This window comes from Streptomyces sp. NPDC003077 (assembly GCF_040611095.1).
In the GTDB taxonomy this organism is placed as follows: domain Bacteria; phylum Actinomycetota; class Actinomycetes; order Streptomycetales; family Streptomycetaceae; genus Streptomyces.
The window spans coordinates 16,773-38,173 of the sequence record NZ_JBEXNM010000029.1 but is presented as its reverse complement, the minus strand read 5'-3'; the positions used below and the strand labels follow the sequence as shown (position 1 = coordinate 38,173).

Below are 21,401 nucleotides of genomic sequence, written 5' to 3'. Positions count from 1 at the left end.
GCCAAAGGGCGAAAACCCCACCACGTACACTCCCCAAACCCCTTGCACCGGCCACCGACCAGCCAACACACACCAACGCCCAGGAGAACCCCGATGCCCACGCCCAAGACCCCCGCCCCCACGACGCTCGCCGCGTTCGAGGCGGCGAAGGGCTTCATGCCCGTGGACGAGGGCCTGGCCCTGTACGAGGCCGCCACCGAGGCGGCGGGGCTGGGGCTGCCGCTCCTTGAGGTCGGCACGTACTGCGGCCGGTCCACCATCCTGCTCGCGGACGCGGCCCGAAGGGCAGGCGTGGTAGCCGTCACCGTGGACCACCACCGCGGAAGCGAGGAGCAGCAGCCGGGCTGGGAGTACCACGACCCGTCCCTCGTGGACCCAGAGGTCGGCCTGATGGACACCCTCCCCGCCTTCCGCCGCACGCTGCACGCCGCCGGACTGGAGGACCACGTCGTGGCGCTGGTGGGGCGCTCCCCGCTGGCCGCCGCGCTGTGGCGGTCGCCGGTCGGTCTGGTCTTCATCGACGGCGGGCACACGGACGAGCACGCGACCGCGGATTACGAGGGCTGGGCGCCGCACGTCGCGCCCGGCGGGCTGCTGGTCATCCACGACGTGTTCCCCGACCCGGCGGACGGCGGCCAGGCTCCGTACCGGATCTACCGGCGGGCGCTGGAGTCCGGCGCGTTCTCCGAGGCCTCCGCCCACCGTTCGCTGCGCGTTCTGCGCCGCACGGCCCAGAACGACCCTACGAACCGCAACGACCACACGCCCCAGGACAACCGCACAGCCCAGGACGTCCACACGCCCCAGGACAACCGCACAGCCCAGGATGGCCGTACGGGCCAGGATGACTGAGCCGCCCCACTACGATCGCGCTGTGTCGAACGGCAGTACATTCCCTCCGCATCGCCGCCTCGGCGTCCGGCTCGCCCTGGCCCTGGCGGCGTTGCTGGCCGTCTGTTCCGCGGGCTGGTGGGCCTGGGGCTCCTCGCGCGGTGACGGACCCGCGAAAGACGGGGCCCCGAAAGCCGCGCCCGCGCCATCCGCACCCGGTCCGTCCCAACGAAGAAGCGACGCCGAAGCGGGCGGCGCGGGGACGGGCGACGGAAAATCCCCGACGACCGGCGGTGATCGGCCGGAAAAGACAAGCGACGACGCCGACCTAAAAGGAAACCGCGCCACACTTCTCAAAGGAAAGGTCGTTCTGCTCGATCCCGGGCATAACCCGGGCAATCGCGAACACCCCCGGGAGATCTCCCGGTCGGTGGATGTCGGAAATGGCCGCAAGGAGTGTGACACCACCGGCACGGCCACCAACGCCGGATATTCGGAAGCGGCGTTCACCCTCGACGTCGCACGCCGTGCCCGCACGTTGCTGCGGGAACTGGGCGCGACAGTGGTGTTCACCCAGGACGCCGACCGCCCGTACGGCCCGTGCGTCAACGAACGCGCCGCCGCCGGAAACACGGCAGGCGCCGGGAACAAGACAGACACCGCAAACACGGCGGGCGCCGCGAACAAGGCGAGCGACGGAAACACAGCAGCCCCCGAGAACAAGACAGACACCGCAAGCACAGCGAGCGCCGGAAACACGGCAGGCACCGAGAACAAGACAGGCGCCGCAAACACAGCACACACCGAGCACAAAACGGGCGCCGACGCCGCCGTATCCATCCACGCCGACGGATCGGGCGCAGGCCACCGCGGTTTCCACGTCATCCTCCCGGCCCGCGTCACCGCGGGCGCCGCCGACACCTCGCCGATCGTCAAACCCTCGCGTGAGCTGGGCGAACGTCTCGCCGACCGGTTCGCCGCGGCGACCGGCAGCGCGCGGTCCAACTACATCGGCGGCGGCACCGGACTCGACGTGCGCGCCGATCTCGGTGGTCTCAACCTCTCCACCATTCCCAAGGTCTTCATCGAGTGCGGCAATATGCGGGACCCGCGGGACGCCGCACAATTCACCGATCCCGAATGGCGGCAAAAGGCGGCGCGCGGGATCACAGAGGGCATCACGGACTTCTTGACGGGGTAGCCCGGAACGGTCCGGCCCGCCACCGCGCGGGACTCCCGCCTGCTGGAAGGCCGGAGGGCGGAGGATGGAGGGCGGAGGGCGGATAACCCAGGCCCCCGACGGCCCGGATATCGAGGGGGCGTCCATGCCAAAGCATCGCCGTTACCGGTCCGGTATCTCCGCCGGACCGTTCGCGATACCGAATCGGCCCCCCTCCGGAACATCGTCGATATCAGGCGGATACCGTCCCGTTACCGACCGGGTGACCCACAGGAACCGGCGGTAGGTTCCCCTTTACGATGGGGAACCACCCCGTGCCCCGCGCCGCGCGTCCACCAGCGACAGCGACGTCCAGAACACCGGAACCGACAAAGGACTTTTACGTGAACATCCGCTCCCTCAGCAGAGGCGACGGCGTGGTGATCGGAGCAGCGGTGTTGCTGTTCATCGCCTCGTTCCTCGATCTTTACTCGGTCGGCGGCAACTGCACCGGGAGGTTCTGCCCGCAGCCGATCTCCGCGAACGCCTGGGACTCACTGCCCATCCTCATGAGCATGTACCTGGCCGGCGTCATCGCGGCGGCGCTGATCGTCGTGGCCCGCATGCTGCCCCAGCCGCGCCGGGTCGCCGGGATCGAGCTGGGCCAGTTCGGTGTCGCGTTCGCCGTCTTCGCCGCCTGGACCGCCGTGTGGGCCATCATCGACAGCACCGGCACCGCCGTCGGCCTCGTCATCGGACTGCTCGCGGCGCTCGTGCTGGCGGGCGCGGCGGTGGCCACGCCGCTGGTCCCCGCGCTGAAGGCCCCGTTGCTGAGCGCCCCGCGCCCGCAGGCCCCGACTCCGTACGGGGCGCCGAACGCCGGTTACGGGTACCCGGGCGCGCAGCAGCAGCCGGGCCAGGGCTACGGCTACCCGGGGGCCCAGCCGTACGGGCAGCAGCCCGGACAGCAGCCCTACGGTGGCCAGCCCGCTCAGGGCGGCCCCCAGGGAGGTCCGCAGGGCGCTCCCCAGGGCGTCGAGGCGGCCGGGGCCCCGCAGGCCGCTCCGGCGGCCGGGGGCGCGGCGGAGTTCGCGCCCTTCTGGTTCGCGGTACCGGTCACCCGTCCGCTGTACGGCGAGGACGGCTCCGCGGCGCAGGTCGGCGAGCTGACGCCCGGCACGTGGTACCTCGCGGTGGAGCAGCGCGGTTCGGCGCTGATCGCGCAGACGCAGGACGGCCGACGCGGCGTCCTCCAGGACACCACGGGCATCCAGCGCGGCTGACCGCACCCCGCGCACCGGCCTCGGCCCCGTGTCCGTACGTACGGACACGGGGCCGTCGCCTTGCCTCGCCGACTCCCCGCGTGCCCGGCCGGAGGGCCGTTACCAGCCCCGCGGCGACCGACGGGCACGGGCGGAGACGAAACCGGCCCCGGGCCCCCACCGGCTCAGCCGAAGCTGGCCAGCTCCAGCCAGTGGTCCAGGATCTTCCGGTCCCCAAGGATCTCGACCCGTTCGGTGTCCGCGGACTGCCGCCGGTAGAAGACGCGCAGGACGTCGGTGAGCGGGCCGCGCAGGACGACGGCGGCCTTCTCGTGGCCGCGCCGGTACGCGATCCACTCCCCGGTCAGGTCGATCAGCCATTCGGCGTTCAACTCGGCGGGGGCGTCGGTCGCATGGAGGTGGATGGTGCGCCCGGGGCCGAGCACTCCGGACAGCGCGGGGTTGAACTCCTTGGCCACCGGGCTGGCGAGCATCTGGAGCCATTCCTCGATCGTGTCCGCTGCCACCTCCGGGGCGACCTCGAAGTCCACGCCCGCGGTGATCGCCGCGTCCGCGCGGTGGACGACGGTCTCGTGGGCCATCCTGCGGGCCCAGAAACCGGCGGCCTGACCCGGCATCCACCCCCACACCTCGGCGTCCGGCCCCGCCTCGCGCAGCGTCTCCACGAGCGTCCGCACGCCCTCTTCCAGCCAGGCGTCCAGCGCTTCGAGGCCGCCCTCCTCGGGTCCGGCGCCGCCGGGCACCTCCTCCGGCGGAATGTTGTCCTTCGCCCTGGTGCCGACGATGGCGCCGACCCAGCGGTGCGCGCCGCCGAGATGGCGGGCCAGTTGGTCCACGGTCCACTCGGGACAGGTCGGCACGGTCGCCGTCAGGTCGACACCGCGCAGATGCTGCCGGAACAGGTCCGTCTGGGCGAGGATTTCATCGCAGTAACGATCGTGTGTGAGCGATCCGATGAGTTTCATGGCCGCAGCGTAGTCAGCGGAGCCGGTGCCGCAGCGGTCGGGTTCCATGAATTCCGCCGGGACCCGGATTACCCGAATTCCGGGAGGTCATACGCCTGTTGCGGACGAGCCGCGACTGACCACGGACAACGGCACGGGCACGCACCCACGCAGGGGGCGGCACGGGCACGCACCCACACATGAGGCGGCACGGGCACGCACCCACGCATAGGGCGGCGCGGGCGCGCACCCACGCATGAGGCCGGCCGGTACGCCCGCGCGTACCGGCCGGCCCGTTGTCACACCGGTCTCAGGTGCTCAGGGTGAGCGTCAGGCGCTTTCCCAGAGCGACGGGGTGTTCGGCGGCTCCCAGCCCGGCAGGGCCTGGTGGCCCTGGAGGCAGCGGTAGGTTCCGCCGTTGTAGGTCACCTGGTCGCCCGGCTGGTAGACGGTCCCGGCGGCCCACGTGCCGCTGGGCTCACCCGGTCCCGGCTCGCCCGGGCCCGGCTCCTCGCCACCGGTGTTGGTGGTCAGGGTCAGGCCGTACCCCTGGAGGAGCGGGTTGATGGGCTGGTAGTAGGTCGTGCCACCGGAACGGCAGTTGCCCGAGCCGCCGGAGGTCACGCCCTGCGCCTGGCTCCCGGAGATGAAGGAGCCGCCCGAGTCGCCCGGCTCGGCGCAGACCGAGGTCCGGGTCACGCCGCTGACGGTGCCCTCCTGGTAGGTGACGCTGGTGTTGTGCTGCTGGACGGTGCCGCAGTGCCAGCCCGTGGTGGAGCCGGAGCGGCAGATCGAGGCGCCCACGGCGGCCTGCGTGGAGCCGGCGACCCGCACGTTCTGGCCGCCCGACCCCTTGACGTAAGGCGTCGAGGTCCACTGGCTGTTGGTGGCGACCCAGGCGGTGTCCCGGCCCGGGAAGGTGGACGCCTGGAAGGAGCCCTGCGCCACCTGGTTGTAGCCGGTCGTGGAGGTGCCGGCCCGGCCGCAGTGCCCGGCGGTGGCGAAGCCGTTCGTGGTGCCGCGCTTGATCGCGAAGCCCACGGAGCAGCGTCCGCCGCCCATGTAGTACGCGTCCCCGCCGCGGATGTCGTACAGCGGGCGCGGGCGCTCGGCCGTCGTCCCGACGCTCACCAGGCCGCGGTCGGCGCCGCTGGCCGCCACGAACGCCTTGGCCGCGGACTCCTTGGCGGCGCGCAGCGTCACCGTGTTGGTCTTCACGTCGACGTACCAGGTGGACGCCTCGGGCGCGGCGGACCGGCCTGCCTGGCGGTCCAGCTTGGCCTTGGCCGCGTCGAGCGCGGCGAGCGAGTGCCGGACGACCTTCGCGCGGGCCCCGGCGTCGGTGATCTCGGCGGCGCGCTTGGCGTCACTGGTCGCCACGGTGAGGGTGCCGGACTCGGCGCCGTTCACCCAGGCGCCGGCGAACGCGCCGCCCAGGGCGTTGCGCAGCCGTCCCGCGACGGCGCCCGCCTCGGCCTCGTTCGCCAGGCGCCGTTCGGCCTGCGTCTTGGTCAGGCCCAGGTCGCGCTGCATGGCGGTGAGCACTTCGGGGGACGTCGCGCCGACCGCGAGCGTCTCGGCGGCCGTTCGGGGGGCGGCCGGTGCGTCCTGCTGGGCCGCGGCGGATCCTGGCAGCCCGCCCAGTACCAGTGCGCCGGCTGCGGCGATGACGGCACACGCTCCCTTCGCGTGTCTGAGGCGCATGGGGAAGTCTCCTCGGTCTCTCGGGTCTCTCGATGGGGGAGGTGCCGAAACCGTAGGTGGCGCACGCCTGTTCCCAGAAGATGCCTGCTGTTCCCCTGGCCTCGCGTTATGGGTCCGGATCGCGGAGTTCCGCGTCGCGGGCGGCCCGCGTTGGATCGCGTCGTGAGCCCCGCGTCAGAGGTGCGCCCCCGGCACGCCGCCCTATAGGCACTCCGGCACCCCGCCCTACAGGCACCTCGGCATCCCGCCCTATGGGTCCCCCGGCATCCCGCCCTATGAGTCCCCGGCCCCCCGCCCGCCCTACGGGTGCCCCACCCACCCGCTCCCGCCGCTCCCGCCCCAGGTCACGAACGGCCGGTGGCGGACTTCGGAGAAGGGCGCCCAGTCCCCGCCGTACGCGGCGCCGTCACCGTACGGCGCCCCGTCATGGTGCGGTTGCTCCTCATGGTGCGGCCTCCCGTGCTCATGGGGTGCCCCGGCCGTGCGGGGCCCGTCCGCAAGGGGCCCGTCCGTACGGGGACCGCTCGCGCCGCCGCGGGCCGCCCGCCAAGCCGAGTAGCTGCCGCTGCGGGCCACGGCGGCCTCGTGGGCGGCGCGCGCCTGCGTGATCACCGCCGGGGCGGCGTCGGCGGCGCGCGCGGCCGGGTGCCAGCCCAGCAGATGCCGCCAGGTCAGCGGCGTGCCGGCGATCGGCCGGGTCACCAGGCCGGGGGTGTCGGGCAGGGTGGCCCGGCAGAGCCCGACGGCGCGGCCGACCTGCGCGAGGTGGGTGCAGGAGGCGATGTCGGTCTCGTAGACGGACGCCGGGGTGAAGCCGGCCTGGGCGCAGGCGAGGGTGAAGCAGTCGCCGAAGCAGCCGTCCCCCGGCACGACCGCCCACGCCTCCGTCGCCAGGTCGGCGAGGTCGATCTCCGGCTCGTCCACCAGCGGGTGGTCGTCGGCGAGCATGACGAAGACGGGGTCGACCGCGATCTCCCGCCACACCAGCCGCTCGGCCTCAGGCGCCGGGCCCTCCCCGCAGGTGCCGATCAACGCGAAGTCCAGCAGTCCTTCGGTGACGAGGGCAGCGAGTTCGCGTTCGGACCAGGAGGTGCGGGTGGTCAGCGGGACGCCGGGGTGCGCGGCGGCGAGCCGGTCCACCAGGCCGCCCAGGAGCGGGCCGTGGGTGCCGCCGAGCCGGAAGCGCGGTACTTCCTCCCAGGCGCGGGCGAACCGTACGGCCTCCTCCTGGAGTTCGCTGACCGCCGGCAGCACGATCTGCGCCCGCCCCAGGACGAGTTCGCCGAGCGCGGTGGGCCGCACCCCGTACCGCCCCCGCTCGAAGAGTCTGCCGCCCAGGATGCGTTCGATGCGTTTGAGCTGCGCGCTCAGGGCGGGTTGGGCCAGGCCGAGGACGGAGGCGGCCTTGGTGAGACTGCCCGCGTCGGCTATGGCCCGGATCGTCTTGAGGTGGCGCAGCTCCAGATCCATCCTGTGAGCTTGGCCGCCGGGGCCCGGACGGAGCAAGACTCCGTACGGCAAAGGTCTGGACCGGTCGCGGCGGGGGTTCCGCCGTCGCGGGCCCCGGCGCCACCGGCCCCGTCGTCGCGGGTCCCGCCCGGCGACGGCCGCCCCTCCACGCGGGCCCCGCTACCGGCAGCAGTCCGGGTCCAGCCCCACCGGCAGCCGCTCCCCGCCGAACACCGCCGTCGTCGCCTCGTCCCCGCCCAGCGCGGCGACGGCCAGCAGCACCGACCCGGCCGTCCAGGACGTGCGCTCGCGCGGCCATATGGCGTCGTCCTCGAAGACGTAACCGGTCCAGTACATGCCGTCCTCGGCCCGCAGGTGACCGATCCACTTCAGTATCCGCACCGCCCGGTCGGACTCCCCCATCGCCCACAGCGCCAGCGCCAGTTCGGCGCTCTCGCCGCCGGTGACCCAGGGGTTGGGCAGCACGCAGCGCACGCCGAGGCCCGGCACCACGAAGCGGTCCCAGCCCTCCTCGATGCGCGCCTTGGCCTCCGGGCCGCGCAGCGCACCGCCGAGCACCGGGTAGTACCAGTCCATCGAGTAGCGCGACTTGTCCAGGAACCGCTCGGGGTGACGGCGGATGGCGTGGCCCAGGCGGCCCAGCGCCAGTTCCCATTCCGGCTGCGGGTCGCTCCGGTGCTCGGCCAGCGCCAGCGCGCAGCGCAGCGCGTGGTGGATGGAGGAGGAGCCGGTCAGCAGGGCGTCGGTGACCGGCGTCCCGTCGTCCTCGCGCTTCCAGCCGATCTCGCCGCCGGGCTGCTGGAGCTCCAGCACGAATTCGATCGCGGCGAACACGGTGGGCCACATCCGGTCGACGAAGGCGTCGTCCCCGGTGGAGAGGTAGTGGTGCCACACGCCGACGGCGAGGTACGCGCAGAAGTTGGTCTCGCGGTTGCGGTCCGTGGGCGCGGCGGCGTCCCCGTCGGCGTAGGCGGCGTACCAGGAGCCGTCGGCGTTCTGGTGCCGCGCCAGCCACGCGTACGCGGCCTCGGCGCGCTCGTGCTCGCCCGCCGCGTCCAGCGCCATGGCGGCCTCGGTGTGGTCCCAGGGGTCGAGGTGGTGGCCGCGGAACCAGGGGATCGCGCCGTCCGCCCGCTGGGTCGCCGCGATGCCCGCGACCGTACGGGCCGCCTGTTCGGCGGTGAGCACTCCGGGCAGGACCAGGCGTTCGGTACGTCCCGGGCTCGTCACTTGGCGGCTCCGGGAGCTTCGGAGACGGCGGGAGCTTCGGAGGCGGCGGGAGCCGCGGTGCCGGACGCACCGGAGCCGGTGGGAGCCGTGGCGCCGGACGCACCGGAGGCGGCGGGAGCCGTGACGCCGGACGCACCGGAGGCAGCGGGAGCCGTGGTGTCGGACGCACCGGAGGCGGCGGCTTCCACGGAGGCGGGGGCGGCGGACGCGGTCGGCAGGTGCGGCTTGGTGGCGTACGCGACGAAGCTCTTGCCGATCAGCGGGTTCAGCGCCCGCTCGGCGAGCCGGGTCGCCAGCGGCTTCTTCATGATGTCCCAGACCAGCAGCTTGTGGTACGCGCGGACCGGCAGCACCTTGTCGTTGTCGACGCCGAAGGCGCACTTGAGCCACCAGTAGGGGCTGTGCAGGGCGTGCGCGTGGTGGCTGCCGTACGGCCTCAGGCCCGCGGCGCGCATCTTGGCGAGCAGCTCGTCGGCCTTGTAGATGCGGATGTGGCCGCCCTCGACCTCGTGGTACGCGTCGCTCAGCGCCCAGCAGACCTTCTCCGGGCCGTAGCGGGGCACCGTCACCGCGATCCGGCCGCCGGGCCGCAGCACGCGCACCATCTCGGCGAGGACGCCCTTGTCGTCCGGAATGTGCTCCATGACCTCGGAGATGATCACGACGTCGAAGCTGTCGTCCGGGAACGGCAGCGCCAGCGCGTCGCCCTCCATGGCGGTGGCGGTGGCACCCGCGGGCGCCTCCCCCGCCTCCTTCATCGCCGCGAACCACTTGGCGACCTCGCGGATCTCCTCGCCGTTCCGGTCCAGCGCGACCACCTGGGCGCCGCGCCGGTAACACTCGAAGGCGTGCCGGCCCGCGCCGCAGCCGAGGTCGAGCACGCGGTCGCCCGGCGCCAGCGGGAATCGGGAAAAGTCGACGGTCAGCACGTCTCTCTGCTTTCGTCCGGGAGGGCTCCGCGCCGGGTCCGGCGCCGGATCGGTGCGGGTGGGGATGCGGGAGGAACGGTCGGGGGGCTCACCCCGGTGGGAGTGCGGGACTTCGTACGGCGTCGTGGACGGGGCGCGGGCGGTCGCCGACGCTGCCGGGCGCACCGCCCGGCGCACACCGGCCGATGCCGTCCGCGCCGCCCATCAGCGGCGTCCGGCGGGCGTCCGGGACCTGGCCGGGGGCGGCGTCCGGAGCCCCGTGGGGCGTGCCGCGCGGGCCCGGGCCTCGATCGCCGCGCGGTAGTGCTCGGCGGTGCCGATGGCGGCCTGGCGCCAGGTGAAGCGGGCCAGCACCCGTTCCCGGCCGGCCGCGCCCAGGCGGCGGCGCAGCGGTTCGTCACCCAGCAGCCGCAGCAGCCCGGCGGCCAGCGCGCCCGCGTCGCCCGGCGGCACCGCGAGGCAGGTCTCCCCGTCCGGGCCGGCGACCTCGGGGATCGCCCCGCCTGTGGTGGCCAGCAGCGGCGTCCCGGTGGCCATCGCCTCGGCCGCGGGCAGCGAGAACCCCTCGTACAGGGACGGCACACAGGCCACCTGCGCGCCCCGGATGAGGTCCACCAGCTCGGCGTCGCTGATGCCCTTGACGAACTCCACGGCGTCACCGAGCCCGTACCGCTCGATGGCGGCGGCCACCGGCCCGTCGTCGGCCCGCTTGCCGACCACCACCAGGTGCGCCGCCGGGTTCTCCGTACGCACCTTCGCCAGCGCCTCGATCAGGTAGATGAGGCCCTTGAGCGGCACGTCGGCACTGGAGGTGGTGACGATGCGCCCCGGGACCTCGGGGACGGCCGGATCGGGCGCGAACAGTTCGGTGTCCGCGCCGATGGGGACGACGTGCACGCGCCGCGCGGGCACGCCCAGGTGCTCCACGATCTCCTGCCGCGAGGAGCCGGAGACGGTCAGGACGGACGGCAGGCGGCGCGCCACCCGCTTCTGCATCCGCGTGAAGCCGTACCAGCGGCGTACGGAGGCTCGGCGCTGCCAGGTGTCGGCGGCGTCCAGGTCGAGCCGGCGGTCGACGGTGATGGGGTGGTGGATCGTGGTGACGAGCGGTGCGCCCAGGTCGGCCAGCAGGCCGTAGCCGAGCGTCTGGTTGTCGTGCACGACGTCGAACCGGCCGCGCCGGGCGGCGAGGTGGCGGCGGGCCCGCAGCGAGAAGGTGAGCGGTTCGGGGAAGCCGCCCGTCCACATGGTGGCGACCTCCAGCGCGTCCACCCAGTCGCGGTACTCGTCCCGCTTGGGCGTGCGGAAGGGGTCGGGCTGCCGGTAGAGGTCCAGGCTGGGGAGCTCGGTGAGCGTCACGCCCTCGTCCAGGACGGGGTACGGCTGGGCGCCGATGACCTCGACGTGGTGTCCCAGGCGGGCGAGTTCCCGGGAGAGGTGGCGGACGTAGACGCCCTGGCCGCCGCAGAACGGGTTCCCTTTGTACGTCAGCAGCGCGATGCGCAGTGGGCGGTCACCGTTCGCCGGCGCCGAGCCCGCGGGGGCCTCGGCGGGGCGAGGCGCGGCTGCCTGTACGGCCTCGGCGGACACTCTCGGCCCCCTTCTCACTGGACTTCCGCCGGAGCGTAGCCGCCGGCGCTAATCTAGAACAAGTTTCAGTAACCGATCGAGGACCGGTCCGCGACCGACCGACCAGGAACGCGCTCGGGAACAAGCTACTGATCAGTTCGGGGAGCTTCGAATCTACCGGCCGGAAACCGCACGTCGTCGGCCACACCAGGTGATTCGCGCCACCACCCGGCCCCCTGCCATGCTGTGCGCGCTCAGACCACCGGTACGACCACTGGTACGCGCCACGAAGCGGGTCGGCCACCGCGAACCGGGTTGACCACCGCCAACCGGGCCGACCATCGTGAAGCGGATTGACCATCGTGAAGCGGGCTGACTGCCACGGAACGGGACATATGACTACGGAACCTCAGGCGACACCCCCGACGCTCCCCGCCAGTCCGCCCCCAACCCTTCCCGACAGTCCGCCGCTGACCGCCCGTCAGGAAGCCCGCCGCCGCCGCATCCTGCACGCCAGCGCCCGGCTCGCCGGCCGCGGCGGCTTCGACGCCGTCCAGATGCGCGAGGTCGCCGAATCCTCCAACGTCGCCCTCGGCACCCTCTACCGCTACTTCCCCTCCAAGGTGCACCTGCTCGTCGCGACCATGCAGGACCAGCTCCAGCACCTGCACGAAACGCTGCGCAAGCGCCCGCCCACCGAGAAGGACCCCGGCGCCCGCGTCGCCCAGACCCTGATGCGCGCCTTCCGCGCCCTCCAGCGCGAACCGCAGCTCGCGGACGCGATGGTGCGCGCCCTCACCTTCGCCGACCGCTCGGTGAGCCCCGAAGTCGACACGGTGTCCCGGCTGACCACGGCGATCATCCTGGACGCGATGGCCCTCGACGCCCCGCCGACGCCCGAGCAGCTCTCCGCCGTCCGCGTCATCGAGCACACCTGGCACTCGGCGCTGATCACGTGGCTGTCGGGGCGGGCGTCCATCACTCAGGTGCAGATCGATATCGAGACGGCTTGCCGGCTGGTCGGCCTCACGACTCCGGCGGGAACACCGGCTCCCCCGTCTTCGCGCGCGTAAGAGAGATCGCCTCCACCGGGCAACTCTCGGCCGCCGCCAGCAGCGCCTCCCCCGCGTCCGCCTCGGGCTCCGTCGGACGCGACTGACGCGCCGCGTCCAGCCGGAAACGGTCGGGGGCGGTGGCGACGCACATCCCGGACCCGACGCAGACGCCGCGATCCACCTCCACGCGCCAGCGGTCGTCCGGCGCGGTGTGCTGGTGATCGGTCGTGCCTGTCATGTCCTCACGTCCTTGTGCCCATGCGTTCTTACGCCCTCATCGGACGGAACGGCTGCTCGCGTTCCACGACATCAGCTATTGGCGCCTTGCCGCCACCTTGGGGTTCGGCCGGGTGCCTGGGTGATGGAGCGTCAGCTTATGTGCGCTTGAAGGTGATTGAACGGCGGGGGCTACGGGCCGTGCGGCTACGGATCCTGCGGCTGCGGCCCGGGGGCTACGGGTCCTGCGGCTGCGGGCCGAGTCCCCAGCCCGTCCGGCGCTTGAGGACACCCCGCAGCTTCCAGCACCGACGCGACGGGCAAGGGGCGGGCGATCTCTGAACCCGGCGAACGCCGGAGGCGTTGTCCTCAAACGCCGGACGGGCTTGATTTCCAGCCTCCCCCCATCGGCAAGCCACGTAGGCACAGAGCGAATCCCAAGCAACGTCGGCGCCGTCACCAGCACGACCACGTGAGGGCGGGCGGCAAGCTCGCGGAACAGAGCCCGCTCTTTCACCCGTCCGGCTACGAGGGGTGGCCCCGGCACTATCAAACCCGTCACGGCTGCGCGGGAGCGGACCCGGCACCATCAAGCCCGTCCGGCGATTGAGGACAACGCCCCCGGCGTTCACCGGGTCCCAGAACACTCCCGCCACCCGCCCTCGCCGGGGCGTCCACAAACCCCGGACAGGCCGGAAACGGCGGGCCCGCCTCCGGCCCGGCCCCGCCCGGGGAGGGGGCGCCGGGGAGCGGTCCGGTTAGGGTGTTGTGGACAACTTCATCCGTGTCCGATCGGGGGAAGCCGGTGCGAATCCGGCGCTGACCCGCAACCGTGAGCGCGGCCGTTCACCAACGATCTTGTCGTTGCCGTCCGGCCGGGCGAGCCGGAGCACCCGATGGGACACGGGTCCAGGCTCCCGCCACCGGGTGCCGCGAAAGCGGCCGGTCGGCGGCGGCACCGTCGAGGTATGCGGGGCCGAGCCCGGTGCCGCCGTGACCGACCCCGTGGGTCGGGACGCGGGCGGGCGACCGAGCGCGGAGGCGCGTACCGCCCGCTGTGAACTGACACCCGAGAGGCACCCGACCCGATGGCCCCCATGGCCCCCTCCCTCGCCGCCCTGGCGCGCCGCGGCGCCGCCGCGCTGGCCACCGCCGCCGTGCTGTGCGCGGTCGGCGCGCCGGCCGCGTCCGCCGACTCGCCCGCGCCCGCCACCGCGTCACCGAAGCTGCCCGACGGCCTGTACGGCGACAAGGACCCGCAGTACGACGGGGTGTGGCGGCAGTCCCTGACGCTGCTGGCGCAGGACGCGGTCGGGGAGCGCCCCGCGCGGTCGGCCGTCGACTGGCTGACCGGGCAGCAGTGCGCCGACGGCTCGTTCACCGCGTTCCGCCCCGAGCCCGTCAGGGCGTGCGACGGCAAGACGCTGCGGGACACCAACCAGACGGCCGTCGCCGTGCAGGCGCTGGCCGCGATCGGCGGGCACGACGACGCCGTGAAGAAGGCCGTGACCTGGCTGAAGTCGGTGCAGCAGGACGACGGCGGGTGGAGCTCGATGGCCGGCGCCCCCAGCGACACCAACTCCACGTCCGTGGTGATCGGCGCGCTCGCCGCCGCGGGCGAGAAGCCGGAGGCGGTCACGTCGAAGAAGGGCGGCAAGAACCCGTACGACGCGCTGGCCGGCCTCCAGCTCGGGTGTGACGCGAAGGACGGGGAGCGCGGCGCGTTCGCCTTCCAGCCCGGCAAGGACGGCAAGCTCGCCCCGAACGACGACGCCACCGCCGCCGCGGCGCTCGGCGCCCTCGGCAAGGGCTACCTCCTCACGCCGACCGGCAAGGACGCGGACGCCCCGGTCACCCCCCTGACCTGCCCGGCCCCCGGCGGCAAGCCGGACGGGAAGCAGGCGGCACAGGGCGCCGCGGACCACCTCGTCCGCGTCATGAAGGAGCACGGCCACCACCTGATGTCCGCGATGCCGGGCGCCGAGGGCCAGCCCGACACCGGCAACACCGCCGACGCGGTGCTCGCGCTCGCTGCCGGCGGCCACCGCACCGCCCTTCAGGAGCCGCTGAAGTGGCTCCAGGACAACGGCGCGGCCTGGGCCCAGCAGACCGGCCCGGCCGGGTACGCCCAGCTCGTCCTGACCGCGCACGCCGCCGGGACGGACCCGCGCGCGTTCGGCGGCACCGACCTCGTGGCCAAGCTGAACGCCACCGGGCCGAAGCCCGCCGCCGCGACCGACTCCCCGGAGAAGGCGCGGGACGAGGACGGCACGGACGACGACAGCGGCACGGTCACGTGGTGGATCGTCGGCGTCTTCTTTGTCGCGAGCGTGGGCGCGGGCTTCCTGCTGAGCGGTCGCCGGAAGAAGAACCAGCTCTGATGGCAGGAAAAAGCACCAGCCGTGACGCACGGGAAGACGACGAACCCGTGCTGACGGCACCTCCCCGGCGCGCCCGCCGCCTCGGCAGCCTCGCGCTGGCCGGCGCCCTGGCCGTTCCGGCCCTGGGCCTGGCCGCCGCCGGGCCCGCCCAGGCGGCGGAGTACCGCTACTGGTCCTTCTGGGACGCGAAGGACGGCGCCTGGTCGTACGCGACCGAGGGCCCGGCCACCGCGCGCCCGGCCGACGGTGACGTGGCCGGGTTCCGCTTCACCGTGGGCGCCGACGCGACGGCCACCGGCAAGCCCCGGGCCGCGGCCGACTTCGGCGCGATCTGCGCCGGGACGCCCGCCCAGGAGGGCCGCAAGCGGGTCGCGCTCGTCCTCGACTTCGGTACGGCCGTCGACGCGCCCAAGGGCGAGACGCCGCCTCCGGCCCGTAAGGAATGCGCGCGGGTGGCGCCGGACGCCTCGGCCGCCGACGCGCTGGCCACGGTCGCCAAACCGCTGCGGTACAACTCCGCCGCGCTGCTGTGCGCCATCGCCGGCTACCCCCGGACGGGCTGCGCGGACAAGGCGGAGGCTTCTGGGAACGGGGCCGGGAACGGATCGGCCGCCCCGTCCACGTCCGCGTCCCCGTCCGGCGATACATCGGACGCGGACGGTGGCGGACCCTCCGCCGGTCTGATCGGCGGCATCGCCGCCGTCGTGGTCCTGGGAGCGGCGGCCCTGTGGCAGGCGCGCCGCCGCCGCGGATGACCGGCACGGTACGGCGGGGCGCCCGCCCGTCACGCGACATGGCACGGCGCGGCGCCCGCCCGTCGCGCGGCACGGCACGGCGGGGCGCCCGCCCGTCGCGCGGCGCGCCGCAGGCGACCCGCGCCAACGCGGTGCACGCCGGCGCGTGGTGGGTGTGGGCGCTGGGCCTGGCGACCGCCGCCTCGCGCACTACCAACCCGCTGCTGCTCGCCCTGCTCATCGGCGTCGCGGGTTACGTGGTCGCGGCCCGCCGTACGGACGCGCCCTGGGCCCGTTCGTACGGGGCCTTCGTCAAGCTGGGGCTGGTGGTGATCGGCATCCGGCTGGTCTTCGCCTTCTTCCTCGGCTCCCCGATCCCCGGGACACACACCCTGGTCACCCTCCCGGAGGTGCCGCTGCCCGAGTGGGCGAAGGGCGTGCGGATCGGCGGCCGGGTGACCGCCGAGGGGCTGGTCTTCGCCCTGTACGACGGGCTCAAGCTGGCCACCCTGCTGATCTGCGTCGGCGCGGCCAACGCGCTGGCCAACCCGGCGCGGCTGCTCAAGTCGCTGCCGGGCGCCCTGTACGAGGCGGGGGTCGCGGTCGTCGTGGCCATGACCTTCGCGCCGCACCTGGTCGCGGACGTGCAGCGGCTGCGCGCCGCGCGCCGGCTGCGGGGACGCCGCGACCGGGGGTTCACCGCGCTCCTCCAGGTGGGCCTGCCGGTGCTGGAAGGCGCGCTGGAGCGCTCGGTGGCGCTGGCCGCGGCGATGGACGCCCGCGGGTACGGGCGCACCGCGGCGGTGCCGCCCGCCGTCCGGCACACCACCACGGCGCTCACCCTGGGCGGCCTGCTCGGTGTCTGCGCCGGTACGTACGGGCTGCTCGCCGAGACGGGCGCCGGTTACGGGCTGCCGCTGCTGCTCGCCGGGCTGGCGGCGGCGCTGGGCGGGCTGTGGCTGGGCGGCCGGCGTTCGGTGCGGACCCGCTACCGGCCCGACCGGTGGGGGCCGCGGGCCTGGCTGATCGCGGGCTCGGGTGTCGGGGTCGCGGCGCTGATGATCTGGGCCGCCTCGTCCGCGCCCGAGGCGCTGCATCCGCCGGCCGTTCCGTTGACGACGCCGGATCTGCCTTTGTGGCCGGCCGCAGCGGTTCTTCTCGGGCTGCTGCCGGGCTTCGTGGCGCCGGCGCCGGTGACGACGGTGGCTGCTGAGGCGGATGGTCCTGGGCGCGCGGCCGGTTCCAGGAGCGCGGCCGGTAGTCGTCGGCGTGTCCCGTCTGCCTCGGGCGCCGCCTTGAGGTCCCCGGCCCCACCCGTTGAGCCCCCGGCCGCACCCGTTGAGCCCCCGGCCTCGTCCTCCGAACCCCCGGCCGCGTCCTCCGAACCCCCGGCCGCACCCTCCGAGCCCCTGTCCGCGCCGAAGCCCCCGGCCGCGCCGAAACCCCCGTTCCGTCGTCCCTGAAGGAGCCACCCAGTGATCCGGTTCGAGCAGGTCTCGGTCACCTACGGCGACGCCGAGGCGCCCGCCGTACGGGGCATCGACCTGACCGTTCCCGAAGGGGAGCTGTGCCTCCTCGTCGGGCCGTCCGGTGTCGGCAAATCCACCGTGCTCAACGCCGTCAGCGGCCTCGTACCGCACTTCACCGGGGGCACCCTGCACGGCCGCGTCACCGTCGACGGGCGGGACACCCGCACGCACCGGCCGCGTGAGCTGGCCGACGTGGTCGGCACCGTGGGTCAGGACCCGCTGGCCCACTTCGTCACCGACATCGTCGAGGACGAGCTCGCGTACGGCATGGAGTCGCTGGGGCTGGCGCCCGAGGTGATGCGGCGGCGGGTCGAGGAGACGCTCGACCTGCTGGGCCTGGCCGACCTGCGGGACCGTGCCATCGCCACGCTCTCGGGCGGGCAGCGGCAGCGGGTGGCGATCGGCTCGGTGCTCACCACCCACCCCAAGGTGCTGGTCCTGGACGAGCCGACCTCGGCGCTCGACCCGGCCGCCGCCGAGGAGGTGCTCGCGGTGCTCCAGCGCCTCGTACACGACCTCGGAACCACGGTCCTGCTCGCCGAACACCGGCTGGAGCGCGTCGTCCAGTACGCGGACCAGGTCATCCTGCTCCCCGCCCCCGGCGCGGCCCCCGTCATCGGCACCCCCGCCGAGATCATGGCCGTCTCCCCCGTGCACCCGCCGGTCGTCGCCCTGGGCAAGCTGGCCGGCTGGTCGCCCCTGCCCCTGACGGTCCGCGACGCCCGGCGCCGGGCCGCCTCCCTGCGGGAGCGGCTGGCGGGGCGGGAACGGCCCGCGCTCGCGGCACACGGTGCCCAGGCGCGGGGGGTCGGCGATCGGGGTCCCGACGAGACGGGGGCGGGGCGCGGAGGCGCCGCGCCCGAGGACGGAGTGGAGCCGGGCTTCGTCCGCAGGGGGAGGTTCGGTCGGCGGACCGCCGCACCGGGGACGGGAACAGGGACGGGCACGGGCACGGGGACGGGCGCACGCCGACGGACGTGGTTGGGACGCGGGGGCGCAGCGGGAGACGCGGGTGACGCGCTTGGCGCGGGCAAGGGCACGGGCGAGGGCCCAGCGTCCCACCCGGCCGGGCAGCCAGGACCCACCGATCCCGTCGTCGCGGAAGCCGCCGGGCTGTCCATCCGCCGGGGCCGCATCGACGCCCTCCGGCACGTGGACCTGACCGTGCGGGCCGGCGAGACCGTCGCCCTCATGGGGCGCAACGGCGCGGGCAAGTCCACCTTGCTGACGACGCTGGTCGGCATGCACGAACCCGCCGCCGGTGCGGTGCGGGTCGGCGGGGCCGCACCGCACCGCACGAGCCCGCGCGCCCTCCTGAGGCACGTCGGCCTGGTGCCGCAGGAGCCGCGCGACCTGCTGTACGCGGACACCGTCGCCGCCGAGTGCGCCGCCGCCGACCAGGACGCGGACGCCGCGCCCGGTAGCTGCCGGACGCTGGTCACCTCGTTGCTGCCGGACGTCGCGGACGCCACGCACCCGCGCGACCTGTCCGAGGGCCAGCGGCTGGCACTGGCGCTGGCCGTGGTGCTCACGGCCCGGCCGCCGCTGCTGCTTCTGGACGAGCCCACGCGCGGCCTGGACTACGCCGCCAAGGCCCGGCTCGTCGAGCTGCTGCGCGGCCTGGCCGCCGAGGGCCACGCCATCGTCCTGGCCACCCACGACGTGGAACTGGCCGCCGAGCTGGCCCACCGGGTCGTCATCCTGGCCGACGGCGAGGTCGTCGCCGACGGCCCCACCGCCGAGGTCGTGGTGTCGTCGCCCTCCTTCGCGCCGCAGGTCGCCAAGGTTCTGGCGCCGCTGCCGTGGCTCACCGTGCCGCAGGTCGCGCGCACCCTGGGAGAGACGGCGTGAACGGCCGAGTAGACGGCGGAAACGCTATGGGTAACCTCCCGCCTCGCGGCAAGGTGCGCGCCGTGCGGCTGGGGCCCCACTCGGTCGCCGCGCTCGTCCTGGTCTCGGTGATCGGCGTGATGGCCTTCGGGTGGCCGCTGCTGGCCGACTCCGCGTCCGGGCTGGCGCACTCCAAGGACGCGCCCTGGCTGTTCGCGGCGCTGCTGCCGCTGCTGCTGGCCGTGGTCGTGGCGACGGTCGCGGACACCGGCCTGGACGCGAAGGCCATCGCCATGCTCGGCGTCCTGGCCGCCGCGGGCGCCGCGATGCGCCCGCTCGGCGCGGGCACGGCGGGTATCGAGCCGATGTTCTTCCTGATGGTGCTGGCGGGGCGGGTGCTGGGGCCCGGCTTCGGGTTCGTCCTGGGCTCGGTGGCGATGTTCGCGTCCGCGCTGCTGACCGGGGGCGTCGGGCCGTGGATGCCGTTCCAGATGCTGTCCATGGGCTGGGTGGCGATGGGGGCGGGGCTGCTGCCGGGACCGGAGCGGCTGCGCGGCCCGCGCGAGCTGGTGATGCTGGCCGCCTACGGGGCGGTGTCCTCCGTCCTGTACGGACTGATCATGAACCTCCAGGGGTGGCCGTACATCGGCGGCATGGGCTCGGGCGTCTCGTTCGTCCCCGGCGACCCGCTGCACGAGAACCTGGCCCGCTTCCTCGCCTACTGCCTCGCCACCTCACTGGGCTGGGACCTCCCCCGCGCCCTCGTCACGGTCGTCCTCACGCTCACCCTCGGCGGCACCGTCCTCAAGGCCCTCCGCCGCGCCACCCGCCGCGCCGCTTTCGAGGTCCCGGTGTCTTTCGTGGAACCCGGGGGGCCGGGACAGGGGACGGCGGCTGACGGGCCAGGGCAGGTGGCCGGGAAGCCGGGGCCGGTGGCCGGCTCCTCTCCCGCCGCCCGCCCCCGCACGAGCGGCCCAGGCGGCCCAGGCGGCCCGGCCCCCGGTCCTACCGGATCGGGAAGGCCAGCTCCGGGCGCTCCCAGTTGATCTTCGGCAGGACGGCCGGGACGGTGCCCACCCGCTCCGCGCCCACACTGCGGTAGAACCCCTCCACGGGCGGGTGCGAGACCACCTTGACCCGCTCCAGCCCCGCCGCGCGCGCCTCCCCCTTCATGTGCTCGACCAGCCGCCGCCCCAGGCCGGAGCCCTGGGCGTGGTCGGCCACGAACATCAGGTCCAGCTCCGGCGGGTCCAGGACGAGGGCGTAGAAGCCGAGCAGCCGGTCACCGTCATCCGCAGTGTCGTCGGTGGCCAGGAAGACGCGGTGCCGCTCTATGTAGTCGGCCGTCACCAGGTAGTCCGCCACCATGGGCGCGTACGGGCCCTCGTACGCCCGCGAGCCCCGCACCATCGCCGTCAGACGCCCCGCGTCCCGCCCCGCAGCCCGCTTGATCATCGCGCTTTCCCTGCCCCGCCAACGACAGTCATGTAATGATCGCCAACGGGCCAAACCTATTACGCAAGCGTGAGGCGGCCCACATGACCCGCGTCACATACGACTCCCCTTCGTAGCCTCCGCCCCGCGTTCGGCCCCGTTGTCCGGGGATCACTCGGACGGGACGATCACCCACGTGCGAGCACCACTAGTGGAGGGCGTGGCGGGAGGGCTCTTGTCGCCTCCGGGAGCCACCGCTCATGTTGGATGACGTCGCCGCGAGCAGCGTGTGTCCTCCGCAGCCCGGCGATCTCCCTTGTCCCCCACGGAAGGCTGTCCTTCGTGCGTACGAGCGTGTCCACGATCACCCGCCGCATGCCCCTCGGCAAGAAGGCTGTCATCGCGGCCGGCACCGTCGCGCTGAGCGCCTCCGCCGCCGTGGCGTTCTCCGCCACGCCGAGCCAGGCCGCCACGAGCCACACGGCGCCCGCCCCCGCGAGCCACGCCTCGGCCCACGGCACCGGCCAGGCCGCCGCGAAGTCGGGCGGCGACGTGAAGGCCGCGGTGCGGAAGGTGGTCAAGGACCCGGCGCAGTTCGAGTGCTTCAGCAAGATCGTTGAGCATGAGAGCGGCTGGAACCCGACCGCCACCAACCCCTCCAGCGGTGCCTACGGCCTGGTCCAGGCGCTGCCCGCGGGCAAGATGGCCTCGGCCGGCTCCGACTGGAAGACCAACCCGACCACCCAGGCCAAGTGGGGCCTGGACTACATGAACTCCCGCTACGGCAGCCCCTGCGCCGCCTGGAACTTCTGGCAGGCCCACGGCTCGTACTGACCCGGCCGGGTCGGATGGCCGGACAGCCGGAAGAAGCAGCAAGGCCGGATCGGCAGGCCAGACCGGCGGCAGGACCGAACCAGCAGGTCGGTCACGCGGCCGAGCAGAGGACAAGCCGCACACCGCGGGTCCCTCTCCTGAAGGGACCCGGGAGCAACCGGGAACCCCGGGGCACGGAACACCGGCCCCGGGGTTCTCCGCGTCCGGCGGCGAGGGTCTCCGCGTCCGGAGGCGGGGTCCGCCCTCAGCCGGTAACGGGGGCACCTTCA

Annotated in this window: 17 protein-coding genes, 1 pseudogene and 1 riboswitch; of the genes and pseudogenes, 10 read left to right on the top strand and 8 right to left on the bottom strand. The window is 73.9% G+C overall.

Annotation, left to right across the window (positions count from 1 at the left end; translation table 11 throughout):
* Positions 1–93 precede the first annotated feature (93 nt).
* The 3 genes from ABZX96_RS20305 to ABZX96_RS20295 all read left to right on the top strand — a co-directional run bounded on the left by ABZX96_RS20305 (position 94) and on the right by ABZX96_RS20295 (position 3,273).
* Positions 94–852: a class I SAM-dependent methyltransferase gene (locus tag ABZX96_RS20305; RefSeq protein ID WP_355546281.1), complete on the top strand. Its 759-nt coding sequence runs from the start codon at positions 94–96 to the stop codon at positions 850–852.
* A gap of 22 nt (positions 853–874) precedes the next feature.
* Positions 875–2,032, top strand: coding sequence for an N-acetylmuramoyl-L-alanine amidase (locus tag ABZX96_RS20300; protein WP_355546279.1), 1,158 nt, complete (start codon positions 875–877; stop codon positions 2,030–2,032).
* 362 nt (positions 2,033–2,394) lie between these two features.
* Complete coding sequence (locus ABZX96_RS20295; RefSeq protein WP_355546277.1) at positions 2,395–3,273, top strand: hypothetical protein; 879 nt, start codon at positions 2,395–2,397, stop codon at positions 3,271–3,273.
* Positions 3,274–3,437: 164 nt separating this feature from the next.
* Here ABZX96_RS20295 and ABZX96_RS20290 read toward each other — a convergent pair whose 3' ends face one another.
* The 6 genes and pseudogenes from ABZX96_RS20290 to ABZX96_RS20265 form a co-directional block, all read right to left on the bottom strand.
* A complete protein-coding gene (locus ABZX96_RS20290; RefSeq protein WP_355546275.1) occupies positions 3,438–4,238 on the bottom strand; it encodes a maleylpyruvate isomerase family mycothiol-dependent enzyme in 801 nt (266 codons plus the stop codon).
* Positions 4,239–4,547: 309 nt separating this feature from the next.
* Complete coding sequence (locus ABZX96_RS20285) at positions 4,548–5,921, bottom strand: carbohydrate-binding protein (RefSeq protein WP_355546273.1); 1,374 nt, start codon at positions 5,919–5,921, stop codon at positions 4,548–4,550.
* Between the two features lie 537 nt (positions 5,922–6,458).
* A pseudogene (locus ABZX96_RS20280) lies at positions 6,459–7,391 on the bottom strand (LysR family transcriptional regulator); the annotation flags it as partial.
* A gap of 159 nt (positions 7,392–7,550) precedes the next feature.
* The gene (locus tag ABZX96_RS20275; protein ID WP_355546271.1) at positions 7,551–8,621 is read right to left on the bottom strand and encodes a prenyltransferase; all 1,071 of its coding nucleotides are present in this window, start codon (positions 8,619–8,621) and stop codon (positions 7,551–7,553) included.
* Positions 8,618–9,550 carry a class I SAM-dependent methyltransferase gene (locus ABZX96_RS20270; protein WP_355546269.1) on the bottom strand — a complete coding sequence of 311 codons (933 nt, stop codon included), beginning with the start codon at positions 9,548–9,550 and terminating at the stop codon, positions 8,618–8,620. Before ABZX96_RS20270 ends, ABZX96_RS20275 begins: the two co-directional genes overlap by 4 nt.
* Before the next feature lie 204 nt (positions 9,551–9,754).
* Positions 9,755–11,140 (bottom strand): glycosyltransferase family 4 protein, encoded by a 1,386-nt coding sequence (locus ABZX96_RS20265; RefSeq protein WP_355546267.1) that lies wholly within the window; start codon positions 11,138–11,140, stop codon positions 9,755–9,757.
* 374 nt (positions 11,141–11,514) lie between these two features.
* Here ABZX96_RS20265 and ABZX96_RS20260 point away from each other — a divergent pair, with 374 nt between their 5' ends.
* The gene (locus ABZX96_RS20260; protein ID WP_355546265.1) at positions 11,515–12,192 is read left to right on the top strand and encodes a TetR family transcriptional regulator; all 678 of its coding nucleotides are present in this window, start codon (positions 11,515–11,517) and stop codon (positions 12,190–12,192) included.
* Here ABZX96_RS20260 and ABZX96_RS20255 read toward each other — a convergent pair.
* Positions 12,146–12,412, bottom strand: coding sequence for a ferredoxin (locus ABZX96_RS20255; protein WP_355546263.1), 267 nt, complete (start codon positions 12,410–12,412; stop codon positions 12,146–12,148). The genes ABZX96_RS20260 and ABZX96_RS20255 overlap by 47 nt on opposite strands.
* Positions 12,413–13,152: 740 nt before the next feature.
* Positions 13,153–13,306: riboswitch (cobalamin riboswitch) on the top strand.
* A 181-nt stretch (positions 13,307–13,487) separates the two neighbouring features.
* Between ABZX96_RS20255 and ABZX96_RS20250 the strand changes: the two genes are divergently transcribed.
* The 5 genes from ABZX96_RS20250 to ABZX96_RS20230 are packed head-to-tail and all read left to right on the top strand — an operon-like array spanning position 13,488 to position 19,910.
* The gene (locus ABZX96_RS20250) at positions 13,488–14,771 is read left to right on the top strand and encodes a prenyltransferase/squalene oxidase repeat-containing protein (RefSeq protein ID WP_355546261.1); all 1,284 of its coding nucleotides are present in this window, start codon (positions 13,488–13,490) and stop codon (positions 14,769–14,771) included.
* The gene (locus ABZX96_RS20245; protein ID WP_355546259.1) at positions 14,771–15,526 is read left to right on the top strand and encodes an SCO2322 family protein; all 756 of its coding nucleotides are present in this window, start codon (positions 14,771–14,773) and stop codon (positions 15,524–15,526) included. The genes ABZX96_RS20250 and ABZX96_RS20245 overlap by 1 nt, the downstream gene beginning before the upstream one ends.
* A 38-nt stretch (positions 15,527–15,564) precedes the next feature.
* Positions 15,565–16,968: a CbiQ family ECF transporter T component gene (locus ABZX96_RS20240; RefSeq protein WP_355546257.1), complete on the top strand. Its 1,404-nt coding sequence runs from the start codon at positions 15,565–15,567 to the stop codon at positions 16,966–16,968.
* Between the two features lie 12 nt (positions 16,969–16,980).
* The gene (locus ABZX96_RS20235; RefSeq protein WP_355546255.1) at positions 16,981–18,885 is read left to right on the top strand and encodes an ATP-binding cassette domain-containing protein; all 1,905 of its coding nucleotides are present in this window, start codon (positions 16,981–16,983) and stop codon (positions 18,883–18,885) included.
* A 26-nt stretch (positions 18,886–18,911) separates the two neighbouring features.
* Positions 18,912–19,910, top strand: coding sequence for an ECF transporter S component (locus tag ABZX96_RS20230; protein ID WP_355546253.1), 999 nt, complete (start codon positions 18,912–18,914; stop codon positions 19,908–19,910).
* Here the strand turns inward: ABZX96_RS20230 and ABZX96_RS20225 are convergent.
* Entirely contained in the window at positions 19,870–20,319 is a 450-nt protein-coding gene (locus ABZX96_RS20225; protein WP_355546251.1) for a GNAT family N-acetyltransferase, read from the bottom strand. The two genes, ABZX96_RS20230 and ABZX96_RS20225, sit on opposite strands and share 41 nt — an antisense overlap.
* Before the next feature lie 354 nt (positions 20,320–20,673).
* Here ABZX96_RS20225 and ABZX96_RS20220 point away from each other — a divergent pair, with 354 nt between their 5' ends.
* On the top strand, positions 20,674–21,132 hold the full coding sequence (locus ABZX96_RS20220; protein ID WP_355546369.1) for a transglycosylase SLT domain-containing protein: 459 nt from the start codon (positions 20,674–20,676) through the stop codon (positions 21,130–21,132).
* The last annotated feature ends 269 nt before the right edge of the window (positions 21,133–21,401 follow it).

What these genes read in the sequence shown, in the direction of transcription:
- ABZX96_RS20305 (WP_355546281.1), top strand. Translation starts at nt 94, where the DNA reads ATGCCCACGCCCAAGACCCCCGCCCCCACGACGCTCGCCGCGTTCGAG.
- ABZX96_RS20290 (WP_355546275.1), bottom strand. Translation starts at nt 4,238, where the DNA reads ATGAAACTCATCGGATCGCTCACACACGATCGTTACTGCGATGAAATC.
- ABZX96_RS20285 (WP_355546273.1), bottom strand. Translation starts at nt 5,921, where the DNA reads ATGCGCCTCAGACACGCGAAGGGAGCGTGTGCCGTCATCGCCGCAGCC.
- ABZX96_RS20260 (WP_355546265.1), top strand. Translation starts at nt 11,515, where the DNA reads ATGACTACGGAACCTCAGGCGACACCCCCGACGCTCCCCGCCAGTCCG.
- ABZX96_RS20255 (WP_355546263.1), bottom strand. Translation starts at nt 12,412, where the DNA reads ATGACAGGCACGACCGATCACCAGCACACCGCGCCGGACGACCGCTGG.
- ABZX96_RS20250 (WP_355546261.1), top strand. Translation starts at nt 13,488, where the DNA reads ATGGCCCCCTCCCTCGCCGCCCTGGCGCGCCGCGGCGCCGCCGCGCTG.
- ABZX96_RS20245 (WP_355546259.1), top strand. Translation starts at nt 14,771, where the DNA reads ATGGCAGGAAAAAGCACCAGCCGTGACGCACGGGAAGACGACGAACCC.
- ABZX96_RS20240 (WP_355546257.1), top strand. Translation starts at nt 15,565, where the DNA reads ATGGCACGGCGCGGCGCCCGCCCGTCGCGCGGCACGGCACGGCGGGGC.
- ABZX96_RS20230 (WP_355546253.1), top strand. Translation starts at nt 18,912, where the DNA reads ATGGGTAACCTCCCGCCTCGCGGCAAGGTGCGCGCCGTGCGGCTGGGG.
- ABZX96_RS20225 (WP_355546251.1), bottom strand. Translation starts at nt 20,319, where the DNA reads ATGATCAAGCGGGCTGCGGGGCGGGACGCGGGGCGTCTGACGGCGATG.
- ABZX96_RS20220 (WP_355546369.1), top strand. Translation starts at nt 20,674, where the DNA reads ATGCCCCTCGGCAAGAAGGCTGTCATCGCGGCCGGCACCGTCGCGCTG.